Source organism: Hymenobacter ruber (assembly GCF_054783255.1).
This window is the reverse complement of sequence record NZ_BAAGQX010000002.1, coordinates 1,149,049-1,162,132: the sequence shown is the minus strand read 5'-3', so window position 1 is coordinate 1,162,132 and position 13,084 is coordinate 1,149,049. Positions and strand designations below refer to the sequence as shown.

Below are 13,084 nucleotides of genomic sequence, written 5' to 3'. Positions count from 1 at the left end.
TCCGGGCGATTATCGCATGGCCACCCAGCAAATCCAAATATTCGATACCACGCTCCGCGACGGCGAACAGGTGCCGGGCTGCAAGCTAAACCGCGACGAGAAACTGCTCATTGCCCGCCAGCTCGAACAGCTCGGCGTTGACGTGATTGAGGCCGGCTTTCCGGTGTCGAGCCCCGGCGATTTTGCCGCCGTGCAGGCCATCGCCGCCCAAACCCGCGAAGCGACGGTATGCGGCCTCTCGCGGGCCGTCGAAAACGACATCCGCGTGGCCGCCGAGGCTTTAAAGTCCGCCCGCTACCCGCGCATTCACACCGGCATCGGCACTTCGGATGTGCACATTCAGCACAAGCTCTGCACTACGCGCGAGGACGTGCTGGCCCGCGCCATTGCGGCCGTGAAGCTCGCCAAAAGCTTCGTGGAGGACGTGGAATTCTACGCCGAAGACGCCGGCCGCACCGACAACGAATTCCTGGCCCAGGTGTGCGAGGCGGCTATCCGGGCCGGCGCTACGGTGCTCAATATCCCCGACACCACCGGCTACTGCCTGCCCCAGGAATACGGCGCAAAAATCAAGTTTCTGCACGAAAACGTGCGCGGCATTCACACCGTGCGCCTTTCCACACATTGCCACAACGACCTGGGCCTGGCCACCGCCAACTCCATTGCCGGCGTGATGAACGGGGCCCGGCAGATTGAATGCACCATCAACGGCGTGGGCGAGCGCGCCGGCAACACGGCCCTGGAGGAAGTGGTGATGATTCTGCGCCAGCACCCCTACCTCAACCTCGACACCCGCATCAACACCCGCCTGCTGGCCGAAACCTCGGCCATCGTGTCGCACCTGATGACCATGCCCGTGCAGCCCAACAAGGCCATTGTGGGCGCCAATGCCTTTTCGCACAGCAGCGGCATCCACCAGGACGGCATCATCAAGCACCGCGAAACCTACGAAATCATCGACCCGCAGGAAGTAGGCGTGGCCGATTCGTCCATTGTGCTCACGGCCCGCTCCGGCCGCGCCGCGCTGGCCTACCGCCTGCAGAAGCTGGGCTACGACTTCGAAAAGCCCGAGCTGAACAAGGCCTACGCCAGCTTCCTGCAGCTTGCCGACCGCCAGCGCGAAGTGGTCGACAAAGACTTGCACCAGCTGGTCGAACAGGAGAAATTAATGACTGCTAATTGATTAAAAGATAATACTATGACTGCCGCTGAAACGCATTATACCAGCCTTGCCGCTTCCACCGACAACCACCAACCCGAACAGCCGGCGTCGCTCCCCCAGCGCTGCGCCGACTGGATTAGCTACGCCGTCGCCGTGATTCAGCAAGCCGCCCCCACGGCCGCCGACTTCACCCAGGCAGAAGGCTGAACGATGTAGAGACGCGACGCTTCGCGTCTCGGCGTCAGGTCCACCTGAATAGCACCTCGTTTTTTTCCTCCAAAACCACCTTTACGCTGAGACGCAAATATGCGTCTCTACACCTCTAAAAATGGCGAAGTCCTTATTCGATAAAATCTGGGAAGCCCACGTGGTGAAAACTGCGCCCGGCGGCCTGGATATCGTGTATATCGACCGGCACCTCATCCACGAGGTGACCAGCCCGCAGGCGTTCGACGAGCTCGAAGCCCGCAGCCTGCCGCTGTTTCGCCCGGCGCGCATCCTCGCCACGGCCGACCACAACGTGCCCACCCGCCACCAGCACCTGCCCATAGCGGAGCCGCTCAGCCGCTCGCAGGTGGATAAACTCACCGCCAACTGCGCCAAGTACGGCGTGGAGCTCTACGGCCTGGGCCACGCCCGTCAAGGCATTGTCCATGTTATCGGGCCGGAGCTGGGCCTTACGCTGCCCGGCACTACCATCGTGTGCGGCGACAGCCACACCTCCACGCACGGCGCGTTTGGCGCGGTGGCCTTTGGCATTGGCACCAGTCAGGTAGCGCAGGTGATGGCCACGCAATGCCTGCTACTGAGCCGCCCCAGGCGCATGCGCATTTCGGTGGAGGGCGAGCTGCAGCCCGGCGTTACGGCCAAAGACCTGATTCTCTACGTGATTTCACAGCTCGGCACCGGCGGGGCCACCGGCTACTTTGTGGAATACGCTGGCAGCGCCGTGCGCGCCCTCAGCATGGAAGGCCGCATGACGGTTTGCAACATGAGCATCGAAATGGGCGCCCGCGGCGGCCTCATCGCGCCCGATGAAACTACGTTTGCCTATGTAAAAGGCCGGCCCTATGCCCCCCAGGAAGCCGCCTGGGAGCAGGCCGTAGCTTATTGGAAAACGTTGTTTTCGGACGAAGACACCGTTTTCGATGCCGAGCATTGCTTCGACGCGGCGGCGATTACTCCGATGATAACCTACGGCACCAACCCCGGCATGGGCATCGCGTTGAATGGGCACATCCCCAGCGAGGTGCCGGCCAGCGAGGCCGAAAGCTTCGACAAGTCGTTGCAATACATGGGCTTTCAGCGGGGCGAGTCGCTGCTGGGCAAGGAAATCAACTACGTGTTCATCGGCAGCTGTACCAACTCGCGCATCGAGGATTTGCGGGCGGTGGCGGCCTATGTGCGCGGCAAGCAGAAAGCCGGGCACGTGGAGGCTATCATCGTGCCCGGCTCGAAGCAGGTAGAGCAGCAGGCCAGAGCCGAAGGGCTGGATAAGATTCTGGCTGAGGCCGGCTTCGAGCTGCGCGAACCCGGCTGCAGCGCCTGCCTGGCCATGAATGAGGACAAAATTCCGGCCGGCGCTTATTGCGTAGCTACTTCAAATCGAAATTTTGAAGGGCGACAGGGGCCGGGCTCGCGCACGCTGCTGGCGAGTCCGCTGGTGGCGGCCATTACGGCGGTGCAGGGGCGGATTGTGGATATCACGCAGTATTTGAATTGAGTTAAACCTGTCATCCTGAGCGCAGCGAAGGACCTTATCACGCTTGAAATATCCGAATTACTGCACGTCGTTCTGACCTGATAAGGTCCTTCGCTGCGCTCAGGATGACAGACGATTTTGTTGCTACTCCAAATGGAAAAATTCCAGACCCTGCATTCCGCCGCGGTGCCGCTGCCGCTCGAAAACATCGATACGGACCAGATTATTCCGGCCCGTTTCCTGAAGGCGACTACGCGCGAAGGCTTTGGCGAAAACCTGTTCCGCGACTGGCGCTACTACCCCGATGGTACGCCGAAGCCCGACTTCGTGCTCAACGATGCGTGCTACGCCGGCCAGATTCTGCTGGCAGGCAAGAATTTCGGCTGCGGCTCCAGCCGCGAGCACGCGGCCTGGGCGCTGTACGACGCCGGCTTTCGAGTGGTGATTTCGAGCTACTTCGCCGATATTTTTCGGGGCAACGCACTGAATACCGGCCTGCTGCCGCTGCAAGTGACCGATGCCGAACTGGCCCGCTTGTTTACCCTGGCAGAAAAGGACGGCGATACCCAATTCGTGGTGAACCTGCCCGAGCAGACGCTGCACGTGCCCGCCACCGGCGACAGTTTCAACTTCGAAATCGATGCCTACAAAAAGGAATGCCTCATTAATGGCTACGACGATATCGACTATCTGGTGAGCCAGAAGCCGGCCATCGAAGCCTACGAACAAAACCGACCCTGGACCTGGGAAACAAAATGGTAAGCAAGAAAATAGCCGTGTTGCCCGGCGATGGCATCGGGCCGGAAGTGTGCCGGCAGGCCGTGAAAGTGCTCGAAGCCGTAGCCGAGCGGTTCGACCACCGCTTCGACCTCAGTTCGCACCTGATGGGCGCCTGCGCCATCGACGCCACCGGCAACCCCCTGCCCGACGAAACCCTCGAAGCCTGCCGCGCCGCCGATGCGGTGCTCCTGGGCGCCATCGGCGACCCGAAATACGACCACGACCCCAGCGCCAAAGTGCGCCCCGAGCAGGGCCTGCTGCGCCTGCGCAAGGAATTGGGTTTGTTCGCCAACATCCGCCCCGTCACGGCCTACGACGTGCTGCTGGCCCATTCGCCCCTCAAAAAAGAGCGCATCCAGGGCACCGACATGGTTATCTTCCGGGAGCTTACGGGCGGCATCTACTTCGGCGACAAAGGCCGCACCGCCGATGGCGAGGCCGCCTACGACCATTGTACCTACAGCCGCCCCGAAGTGGAGCGCATCGCGCACCTGGCGTTTCAGGCCGCCGCCGGCCGCCGGCAAAAGCTGACGCTGGTTGATAAAGCCAACGTGCTGGAAACCTCCCGCCTCTGGCGCGAAGTGGTGCGCGAAATGGCTTCGCATTACCCGGAAGTGACGGTGGATTATCTGTTTGTGGACAACGCCGCCATGCAGGTTATTCTCAGCCCCACGCAGTTCGACGTGATTCTGACCGAGAATATGTTCGGCGATATCATTTCCGACGAGGCTTCGGTCATTGCCGGCTCCATGGGCCTGCTGCCCTCGGCCTCCATCGGCGAGGCGGTGGCGCTGTTCGAGCCCATTCACGGCTCCTACCCGCAGGCGAAAGGCAAGGGCATTGCCAACCCCATTGCCGCCATTCTTTCGGCCGCGATGCTGCTGGAGCACCTGGAACTTCCTGCCGAAGCCGCCTTGGTGCGCGAGGCCGTAGACGAGGCCCTTAACAACGGCATTCTCACGCCCGAACTGAACCCTACCGCGCCTTACACCACCGAGGAAGTGGGCAATTACATCGCCTTCTGGATTGCCGATTCCAACGAGAAGCAATGGAACAAGAACAACGTGGAAATTGGCGTCAGCACGATTATTTGATGGCAGGATGTCCTTTTTCGGCCCGGCTTCTGCCCTATACCGTGTGCAGAATGACGTAGAGCGAGACGCTCGAAATCACTCCCCACAGCAACACGCCCAGCAAATATGGCTTGGCCCCTACCGAGCGCAGCGTGGCCGCCGACAGCCCCGCCCCGATGAAAAACAGCGTGACCGTAAGGCCGATTTTAGCCAGTGCCACCAACACCGGTCCCAGCGGATGCAGGGCAGGCACGTAGGTATTGAGCAGCATGGCCGCGATGAAGCCGAAGATGAAATAAGGAACCTTGATTTTAACGCCCTTTTGTTTAAAAATGAGGGCGGTGCCGATGCTGACCGGGATAATCCAGAGGGCGCGGGCCAGCTTGATGGTGGTGGCGACTTGCAGGGCCTGGTCGCCGTAGACTTTGGCCGCGCCTACCACCGACGAGGTGTCGTGGATGGCAATGGCGCACCACAAACCGAACTGCTGCTGCGTCATGGCCAGGGCGTGGCCTATGGGCGGGAAGGCGAACAGCGCAATGGCATTGAGCACGAACACTGTGCCCAGCGCCACCGACATTTCCTCGTCCTTCGCCTTGATAACCGGGCCCACGGCCGCAATCGCACTACCCCCGCAAATGGCAGTGCCGCAGGAAATAAGGTGCGTAACGTGGCGGCCCAGCCCCAGCCAGCGCCCCGCAAAATACCCCAGCACCAGCGTGCCGAAGATGGACGCTACCGTAAACAGAATGCCCTCCCGGCCGGCCTGCACCGCCGCGTGCGCATTCATGCCGAAGCCCAGACCCACCACCGAGTATTGCAGTAGCTTGGCGGTGGCCATCCTGGTGTGGCGGGCGAAGGGGTTGCCCAGCGTTTGGGCCAGCAGCAGGCCCAGCGCCAGCGCCACCGGCGGCGAGGCCCACGGCGTGAGGCAGAATAGCAACAGCAGCCCAAACACCACCTGCCGGCCCGTAACGGGGTGGCCGAATACCAGATGCGGCGTGTGGAAGTGTCGGAAAATACCAGTATCGGCCGGGCCGGCGGGAGGCGGCGCGGTGGGTGGCAACAGGGTGGGATGGGCCATGAGGCAGGAGAGTGAGTGCCCCAAATTTACGGCGACGCCTGTAGGATAGGTAATTGAAAAAGGTTATTCGAAATTACCTGTGGTTATAAAAAGGGATTAAGCTGCTGCTGGGCGAAGCTGAGAAACCGCTGGGCGGCGCGGGGCAATTGCTTGCCCTGCACCCACACGGCCTCAAACTGCCGGGTGAGGCGCAGGCCTTCCACGGGCACTATTTCGAGCCGCCCGGCGGTGAGTTCGCGGGCCAGCGCCCGGCACGATACAAATCCCATTGCCTCGGGCGCAGCTTCGAGGTAGCCCTTGATGGATTCGGTGTTGTCGAAATAAAAAGCTACCGGGAGGGCGTTGAGCTTGATTTTGAGCTCGCGCAGGGCAAACTCCAGCACCTCAAGGGTGCCCGAGCCGCGCTCGCGCAACACCAGCGGGTGGGCCAGGGCCTCGGCCAGGGGCAGGGGCGTGGTGGGCGGGCCGGTGGGCGTGGCCCGGCGCACGGCCACCAGCTCATCGGGGAGCAGCAGCTCGTAGTGCAGGTCGCGGCTGCGGGAGCGGCCTTCCACAAAGCCCAGGTCGAGCTCGCCGCGCAGCAGGGCCTCGGCAATGTGCTCCGAATTAGCGTTGGCCAGGGTGAGCTGCACGTTGGGGTGGCGGGCCTGGAAGGCGGGCAGTACGCCCGGCAGCACGTACTGGCAGAGGGTGGTGCTGGCGCCCAGGCGCAGGCGGCCGGCGGCTTCGTCGGGGTCGCGCAGGGTCAGGAGCTGGTCGTTGAGCTGTTGGGCCGAGGCGGCCACGGCTTCGGCGTGGCTCTGGAGCAGGCGGCCGGCTTCGGTGAGGGCCACGCGGTTGCCGCGCCGCTCCAGCAGGCGCTGGCCGTAGTGCTTTTCCAGCTCGTGGATGTGCTTGGTAACGGCCGGCTGCGTGACGAACAGCTCCTGGGCGGCTTTGGTGAAGCTCAGGTGCCGGGCCACGGCCTGGAACACGCGAAGGCGAAAATCAGACATGGCCGAAAGTACGCGCTGGCCGCTTTCAAACGCACGAAAAAAGCCCTGGCCAGAATTGACCGGGGCTTTTTCATGTGGAAAGGAAAGGGCAAATTATTCCACGCTCAGCGGGCGGCTCAGGGCCACGCCGTCCACGGTGAGGCGGCAGGTGTAGAAGCCGGGGGCCAGCTTGGCGGCGTTCAGCTCGGCGGTGAACTGGCCGGCGGCACGGGTTTCGCCATCAATCAGCTGGGCCACGCGGCGGCCCAGGTTATCGAAAACGGCCAGGCTCACCACCGCCTGTTTTTGCAGGCTGAAAGGCAGCTGCGTGAGGCCCGAGGTGGGGTTGGGGTAGGCTGGGGCGAAGGCGGCCGACGTGGTTTGTACGGTGCGGGTGGCCGACACGAAACCCACCAGGCTCGGGCCGGTAAAGTCGTCGAGGTACACTTTGCGGCGGTCGAAGGTGTTGGGGGCCACCAGCAGCACAATCTCGTTCAGGCCGGTATTGGGCGTGCCGCTGGGCGCGTTCACGAAGTTGAAGCTGAGGGTTTCCCAGGCGTTGGTGGCCGTGGTGGTGGCGGTGTATTCCGAGTTGCGGCCGGCCGGGTAGTTGGTGGCCCCGGCCACGGTCGAGTCCTGCAGCGTAATCTGATAAACGGTGCCCGGGGTGGTGCTGAACACCTTCAGCGTCATGTGCAGGGTGTTGTTTTTGAAGTTGGTAACGTCGGCCAGGGCCGCGCCCCGGGGCTGCATCACGAAGGAATCGTACTGCTGGGTCGAGCGGGTGTAGCGGGCCACGTGGGCGCTGGTGTTGCCGGTGCTCACCGAGTTGTTCAGGGTATCAACCTTGAGGCCGCCGGCCGTTTTGTAGGCGATGTACTTGATGACGCGAGTGCCCTCGTAGTTGTCGTAGAGCTGGCGCACGGCCATGCCGGTGCCGGTGGGCGGCGTTACGGCCACCAGCTCCGGCCCCATAATGTCGTCGAGGTAGTACGTGGCGGCGTTGTTGGTGCCGGGCGCTACCTGAAACAGCATCTGGTCGATATCACCCGACAGCACCGTCGCATCAAAATTGCCACCGCCCGCCGCGCTGGGCGTGAAGGTGAGGGTTTCCCAGGCATTGGCCACGGTGGTCACGGCCGTGAACTCGGTGCCGAATTTACCGGCCGGGTAGGGCAGCGTGTTCGATTTGGTGCTGTTTTGTAGCACCGCGCCCACCGTGATGCCCGCCGCCGGGCTGCGGAACTTGATGCTGATGCGCTTGGCGCCGCCCGTGGCGTAGGCGGCCACATCGGCCATGCGGGCGTTGTTGGGCTTCACCACCAGCACGGCGTATTGCGCGCTGCCCTGGCGGGTGTAGGAGGCGCAGGTGGTGCTGCTGTTCACCGTGTTGGTGCCGGGGTTGGGCGTGTTCTGCACCAGCGTACCTTCCACCACCGGGTAGGCCACAATGCGCGTCGTCTCGAAGTTGTCGTACAGGGTTTGGGCCGAAGCAGCCTGGGCTGCACCGGTAACTAACGCTGCGGCGCACAGTAGTTTGGTAAAGTTGTTCATGTGGGAATTGGTGAGAAGGTGAAAAATTGGGATTGGGTTTGAATCTGGTTGGCTACTCCTTTTTCATCTGGTAGAAGCGCACGTAGTCCACCACCATCTGCTGCGGAAAGGCGGCTTCGTCGATACCCTTCTGGCCGCCCCACTCGCCGCCCACGGCAATGTTGAGCAGCAGGTGGAAAGGCTGGTCCCAGGGCCAGGTTTCCCAGCCGGTACCCTCGTTGCGGTGAGCGAAGTAGATTTGGCCATCCACCTGCGCCGTGATGGTTTCCGGCGTCCATTCCATGGAGTAGGTATGGAAGGCCGAAATGGCGTCGGGCAGCTTCGTGATGCCGGTTTTTTGGGTGTTGATGCGGAAATAGTAGGCCTTGCAGTGGGTGGTGGCGTGCACCACGTTGGGGTCGTAGCCCACATGCTCCATGATGTCGATTTCGCCGTTGTCGGGCCAGCCGTGGTTGCCGTAGGGGTTCTTGTCGGGCAGCATCCAGATGGCGGGCCAGGTGCCGCGGCCACCGGGCAGCTTAGCCCGAATCTCGAACCGCCCATACAACTGGCTGCCGCCCTTGCCGCGCGATACCAGCCGGGCCGACGTGTAGCCGTTGCCGGCCACCAGCGCCTCCTTGCGGGCCTCGATGATGAGGTTGCCGCCCTCCACGCGGGCGTTTTCGCGGCGCTTTTTCGTGTAGTACTGCTCTTCCTTATTGCCCCAACCGCTGCCGCCCACGTCGTAAGTCCACTTCGTGGAATCGGGCAGGCCGGCGTAGTTGAACTCGTCGCTCCAGGCCAGCTTGCTGAAGGTGTAGCGCGGCAGAGCCACGGCCGCTTTCGGAGCTGGTGCAGTACCGTTAAGCAATAGCAGCAAGCCGGGTAGTAATGTGGAAATCATGCGGATAAGTGGAAAAAAATGGGGATAAATCCCGGGTGGCTTCAAGGCCGAAAAGAACAATGCCTATTGGCCGCCAGCCCACTGGACCGGCGGCCAACGCCCAATCCGGCGGGGTATCTCACCAAGCCCCGGCCGGAGTGAACGGCGGTATCAGGCCGGGCTACTCCTTGTATTTGTAGTAGCGCACGTAGTCCACCAGCATCTGCTGGGGGAAGGTGGTAGTGCCGTCGGGGTTGCCGTCGAAGTCGCCGCCCACGGCCACGTTCAGAATCATGTAGAACGGGTTGTTGAAGGGGTAGGGCGAGGCCTGGGCCTGGGTGGTGGTGAAGTACTTCACGCTGTCCACGTACCACTCGGTTTTGTCCTGGGCCCGGATGATGCTGAACGTGTGGAAGGCCTGCGAAAAATCTCCGCCACCGGGCAGAGCATAAGTTGTGGAAAGCGGCTGCGGCTTGGTAGCCACGCTGTTGCCGAAGTGCAGCGTGCTCACGTTCACCTGCGGCGTGCTGCCGCGCAGCTCCATAATGTCGATTTCGCCGCAGGCCGGCCAGCTCACCTGGCTGTCGTTCGAGCCCAACATCCAGATAGCGGGCCAGATGCCCTTGCCCTTGGGCAGCTTGGCACGAATGTCGAGGCGGCCGAAGGTGAAGTCGCGCAGGCCTTTGGTGTTGATGCGCGCCGAGGTGTAGGCGCGGCCGTGGTAGGCCTCGCGCTGGGCCGTAATCACCAGGTTGCCGTTGGTGACGCCCAGGTTGTTGCGCGAGTCGGTGGTGGCCTGCAGCTCGTTGTTGTACCACACGTCCTTTATCTCGGGCACCCACTTCTGCGGGTTAAGCGAAGTGCCGTCGAATTCGTCGCTCCACACCAGCGTGCGGTAGCTGCCGTAGGATTTAATGTCGGCATTCACGGGCTCCGGGGTTACCGCCGCGGTTTCGACGATGGTCGGGCCGGGCGGGTTCTGGGTGCAGCTGCTGGCGGCCAGGGCTACGGCCGCCAGGGCCGGAACGAGTCGCGGGGAAAATGAAAATAGCGTCATGAGAAGGTCGAAAAGGATAGGTGGGAGGCTTATTTCACCCGCATCTTGAAGGTGAACACCGGGTCGGCCGTCGGGCCGCCGGCCCGCAGCACCATCGTGCGGTTGTTGATGGACAGGATGCGGTAGGTGTGGTCAGCCCCGGCATCGGTGGCCCCGATGAAGGCCGTGGGGGCCGTCAGCACAAACTGCCCCACTCCCGCGCCCGACGCCTGCCCAAACGTGAACGTAGTGGTGAGCGAGCGCGGCGCCTGGCACGAATACGACCCCGCCACAAACGTCTCCGCCTTGGCATCGTAGATGAAGCTGTGGCTGCTGGTGAAGGTGTATTCATCGTCGGCCTGGCAGGCGGGCAGAGTGCCGGCCGCCACCGTTGGCCCGTTCGGGTAGTAAGATTCCGGCGCCGCCTCGGTGCCGACCGTAATGGGGTTCGTCACCGTGTTATCGAGCACCCAGGTGCGCGAGCTACCCCCCGTGAGCCGGCGCTCGGTGATGACCAGTTGGGGCGGGGTGGGCATCAGCGTTACTTCCGTGATGGTGCCGTTGGGCTTGGTGCCGCGCAGGCGCAGCACGGTGGCCGAGGCTTCCACGATGTCGTAGGTTTTATTCACCACCGAGTCCGTGAGGCCGATAAAGGACTTGGGGCGTTGCAGCACAATCTGCCCCAGACCATTGGCCAGAGGGCGGAAAATGAAGCTGCTCTTGCCGTTCAGGTTCGCGCCGCAGTTGTCGCCGCCATCATAAGTGTAGCTAAATGTCTGGTCGAACTGAAACTGGTCGTCGCCCTGGCAGTCGGGCAGCACGCCCGAGGCGCTGAGCTGCGTAGTGCCATTGGCGGCGAAGGTTTTGATAGCGCCCGGCTGGTCCGAATACGTCCAGCTGGTGGTATTCGACTTGCCGCAGTCGATGAGGGCGGCATAGGCCGCATTGCTGCAAATCGATGGAATGGTGACATCCATCGGCGCGGTGCCCGTGCCGCCCCGGCCCGCCACCACCAATTTTACCTGGTAGGTGCGGGGCAGGGTGTAGGTGTGGGTCACGTCGCGGCCCGACACGAGGGGCGAGCCGTCGCCAAAATCCCACTGGTACAGGAAGCCGTCGGCGCTGGTGTTGGTGAAAGTGGCCACCACCGGATACACGGTCGTGTTCAGGGACACGGTGAAGCCGGCGGTGGGCACGGGGCCTTCCAGCGAATCCACTTCTTTTTTGCGGCACGAGCCCAACGCCACGGCCCCCAGGGCCAGCAGCAACGCAGATTGACGGAAAGAGCAAAGCATGGGAACGGAGGATAGCATGGGTGGGAATGAGCCGATTCGCTTAGTAGCCATCGTTTTGCGTCAGGTTGGGGTTGGCGTCGCGCTCCGACTGCGGAATGGGCAGCACGACGTTGAAGGGCTTGATGCCCTTGCTAATGAGGTGGGCGTTGGTGAGCAGCTTATTGGTGCGCTTGAGGTCGAACCACCGGTCGTCCTCGAAAGCCAATTCGTAGCGGCGCTCACGCAGCACGGCGGCCGCAAAGTCGTTGGTGTTGTTGCTGTTCAGGTCGTGGGGCTGGGGCGAGGCGCTGCCCATGTCTTCGCCAAAAGCCCGGCGGCGCACGATGTTGAGGTACTTGAAACCATCGGGCGAGGCGCCCAGGCCTTCGGCGGCAATGAGGTACACTTCGGCCAAGCGCATCACCGAAATATTAAGCGGCGAGTCCCACACGTTGGTCACGCTTTTGGGCACCAGCCACTTGCGCACGTTGTAGCCATTGGGCGAGCCCGCCAGCGAGGCTGGCTGCGAGGGGTAGGTGCTGCCGGCCGGGTAGGGGTCGCCGGGCTTGAAGATGGTGACGGCCTGGCGGCGGTCGCCGGCCTCGTAGCCGTCCACGAAATTGGGCTCGGGGATGTTGAAGCCGTAGCCGCCCTGCGGGGCCAGCCCTTGCCCACGCGGGGCAAAAAACTCGTTGCCCACGAAGCCCAGGTGGTTGAAATCGTAAGACTGCGAAGGGTCGTACACAAACTGCACATCGAACAGCGACTCCTTGCCGTTCTCGTTTTCCAGCTTGAAGTTGTCGCCGTAGTTGGCCCACAGGCTGTGCGGGCCAGTCGTGATGATGAGCTGGGCCAGGCGGGCGGCTTCGGCCTTGTTGCCCAGCGTGAGCTGCACTTTGGACAGCAGGCCCATGGCGGCCCACTTGGTGGCGCGGCCCAGGTCGGCGCCGCTGTAGCTGCCCAGCAGGCTGCCGCTGGCGGCCGTCAGGTCGGTGATAATTTGCTCGTAGACCTTGGCGGCAGGCGTGCGCGGAATAGCGGCATCGGCCGGGCTAGCGGGCGGCGTGGTCAGCAGCGGCACATCGCCGAAGCAGCGCACGAGGTCGAAATAGTACTTGGCGCGCAGGAATTGCGCCTCGCCCAGGCAGCGCGTCCGGATGGCCGGGCTCATGTTGGTGATGGTGGGCACTTTTTGCAGCACCAGGTTGGCCGTGCCGATGCCCACGTAGCAGCCGGCCCACAGGGCGCTGGTCATGGGGTTGCTGCTGGGAATGTTGAACTGGTCGAGCTGGATTTCCTCGGCCCCGTCGCCGCCGCCGCCGCCGCCGGTGTTGGAGTTGTCCGACATGATGTCGCCGATGCCCCACAGCGAGTAGTTGTACTGGCCCTTGCGGCTCAGCTGCGAGTACACCGCGTTGGTGGCCAGGATGGCGTCGGTTTCGGTCTTGTAGAAGTTCTCGGTCGTGAGCTGGTCGCGGGGCGACTCATCCAGGAATTTTTCGCCGCAGCCCGAGAGCAGGCCCAGGCTCAGCAGAAAGCCCACGGCGGCGGTTTTAGGGAGGAAGTTCATCTGGTGGGAGAGA

The 13,084-nt window shown here is 62.8% G+C and carries 12 protein-coding genes; 5 read left to right on the top strand and 7 right to left on the bottom strand.

Features of this window, described 5'->3' with window-relative positions; all coding sequences use genetic code 11:
* Positions 1-16: 16 nt before the first annotated feature.
* The 5 genes from ACYVM5_RS05555 to leuB all read left to right on the top strand — a co-directional run bounded on the left by ACYVM5_RS05555 (position 17) and on the right by leuB (position 4,738).
* Complete coding sequence (locus tag ACYVM5_RS05555; protein WP_460617140.1) at positions 17-1,183, top strand: 2-isopropylmalate synthase; 1,167 nt, start codon at positions 17-19, stop codon at positions 1,181-1,183.
* 15 nt (positions 1,184-1,198) lie between these two features.
* On the top strand, positions 1,199-1,369 hold the full coding sequence (locus tag ACYVM5_RS05550; RefSeq protein WP_460617139.1) for a hypothetical protein: 171 nt from the start codon (positions 1,199-1,201) through the stop codon (positions 1,367-1,369).
* Positions 1,370-1,490: 121 nt separating this feature from the next.
* Entirely contained in the window at positions 1,491-2,885 is a 1,395-nt protein-coding gene (gene leuC, locus ACYVM5_RS05545) for a 3-isopropylmalate dehydratase large subunit (protein ID WP_460617138.1), read from the top strand.
* A gap of 132 nt (positions 2,886-3,017) precedes the next feature.
* On the top strand, positions 3,018-3,626 hold the full coding sequence (leuD, locus tag ACYVM5_RS05540; protein WP_460617137.1) for a 3-isopropylmalate dehydratase small subunit: 609 nt from the start codon (positions 3,018-3,020) through the stop codon (positions 3,624-3,626).
* Complete coding sequence (gene leuB, locus ACYVM5_RS05535) at positions 3,620-4,738, top strand: 3-isopropylmalate dehydrogenase (protein ID WP_460617136.1); 1,119 nt, start codon at positions 3,620-3,622, stop codon at positions 4,736-4,738. Before leuD ends, leuB begins: the two co-directional genes overlap by 7 nt.
* Positions 4,739-4,772: 34 nt before the next feature.
* On the opposite strand, the gene ACYVM5_RS05530 is transcribed toward leuB, so the two are convergent.
* The 7 genes from ACYVM5_RS05530 to ACYVM5_RS05500 form a co-directional block, all read right to left on the bottom strand.
* Positions 4,773-5,801, bottom strand: coding sequence for a YeiH family protein (locus ACYVM5_RS05530; RefSeq protein ID WP_460617135.1), 1,029 nt, complete (start codon positions 5,799-5,801; stop codon positions 4,773-4,775).
* An 83-nt stretch (positions 5,802-5,884) separates the two neighbouring features.
* Positions 5,885-6,796 (bottom strand): LysR substrate-binding domain-containing protein, encoded by a 912-nt coding sequence (locus tag ACYVM5_RS05525; RefSeq protein WP_460617134.1) that lies wholly within the window; start codon positions 6,794-6,796, stop codon positions 5,885-5,887.
* Between the two features lie 93 nt (positions 6,797-6,889).
* Positions 6,890-8,329, bottom strand: a complete 1,440-nt coding sequence (locus ACYVM5_RS05520; protein ID WP_460617133.1) for a T9SS type A sorting domain-containing protein — start codon at positions 8,327-8,329, stop codon at positions 6,890-6,892.
* A 52-nt stretch (positions 8,330-8,381) separates the two neighbouring features.
* Positions 8,382-9,212, bottom strand: coding sequence for a glycoside hydrolase family 16 protein (locus ACYVM5_RS05515; protein ID WP_460617132.1), 831 nt, complete (start codon positions 9,210-9,212; stop codon positions 8,382-8,384).
* A 160-nt stretch (positions 9,213-9,372) separates the two neighbouring features.
* On the bottom strand, positions 9,373-10,248 hold the full coding sequence (locus ACYVM5_RS05510) for a glycoside hydrolase family 16 protein (RefSeq protein ID WP_460617131.1): 876 nt from the start codon (positions 10,246-10,248) through the stop codon (positions 9,373-9,375).
* A gap of 29 nt (positions 10,249-10,277) precedes the next feature.
* Positions 10,278-11,522 (bottom strand): PKD domain-containing protein, encoded by a 1,245-nt coding sequence (locus tag ACYVM5_RS05505; protein ID WP_460617130.1) that lies wholly within the window; start codon positions 11,520-11,522, stop codon positions 10,278-10,280.
* Positions 11,523-11,562: 40 nt separating this feature from the next.
* Entirely contained in the window at positions 11,563-13,071 is a 1,509-nt protein-coding gene (locus ACYVM5_RS05500) for a RagB/SusD family nutrient uptake outer membrane protein (RefSeq protein WP_460617129.1), read from the bottom strand.
* Between the last annotated feature and the right edge of the window lie 13 nt (positions 13,072-13,084).

Coding starts and splice junctions, on each gene's coding strand:
- ACYVM5_RS05555 (WP_460617140.1), top strand. CDS start 17: ATGGCCACCCAGCAAATCCAAATATTCGATACCACGCTCCGCGACGGC.
- leuC (WP_460617138.1), top strand. CDS start 1,491: ATGGCGAAGTCCTTATTCGATAAAATCTGGGAAGCCCACGTGGTGAAA.
- ACYVM5_RS05515 (WP_460617132.1), bottom strand. CDS start 9,212: ATGATTTCCACATTACTACCCGGCTTGCTGCTATTGCTTAACGGTACT.
- ACYVM5_RS05550 (WP_460617139.1), top strand. CDS start 1,199: ATGACTGCCGCTGAAACGCATTATACCAGCCTTGCCGCTTCCACCGAC.
- leuB (WP_460617136.1), top strand. CDS start 3,620: ATGGTAAGCAAGAAAATAGCCGTGTTGCCCGGCGATGGCATCGGGCCG.
- ACYVM5_RS05520 (WP_460617133.1), bottom strand. CDS start 8,329: ATGAACAACTTTACCAAACTACTGTGCGCCGCAGCGTTAGTTACCGGT.
- ACYVM5_RS05510 (WP_460617131.1), bottom strand. CDS start 10,248: ATGACGCTATTTTCATTTTCCCCGCGACTCGTTCCGGCCCTGGCGGCC.
- leuD (WP_460617137.1), top strand. CDS start 3,018: ATGGAAAAATTCCAGACCCTGCATTCCGCCGCGGTGCCGCTGCCGCTC.
- ACYVM5_RS05530 (WP_460617135.1), bottom strand. CDS start 5,801: ATGGCCCATCCCACCCTGTTGCCACCCACCGCGCCGCCTCCCGCCGGC.
- ACYVM5_RS05500 (WP_460617129.1), bottom strand. CDS start 13,071: ATGAACTTCCTCCCTAAAACCGCCGCCGTGGGCTTTCTGCTGAGCCTG.
- ACYVM5_RS05505 (WP_460617130.1), bottom strand. CDS start 11,522: ATGCTTTGCTCTTTCCGTCAATCTGCGTTGCTGCTGGCCCTGGGGGCC.
- ACYVM5_RS05525 (WP_460617134.1), bottom strand. CDS start 6,796: ATGTCTGATTTTCGCCTTCGCGTGTTCCAGGCCGTGGCCCGGCACCTG.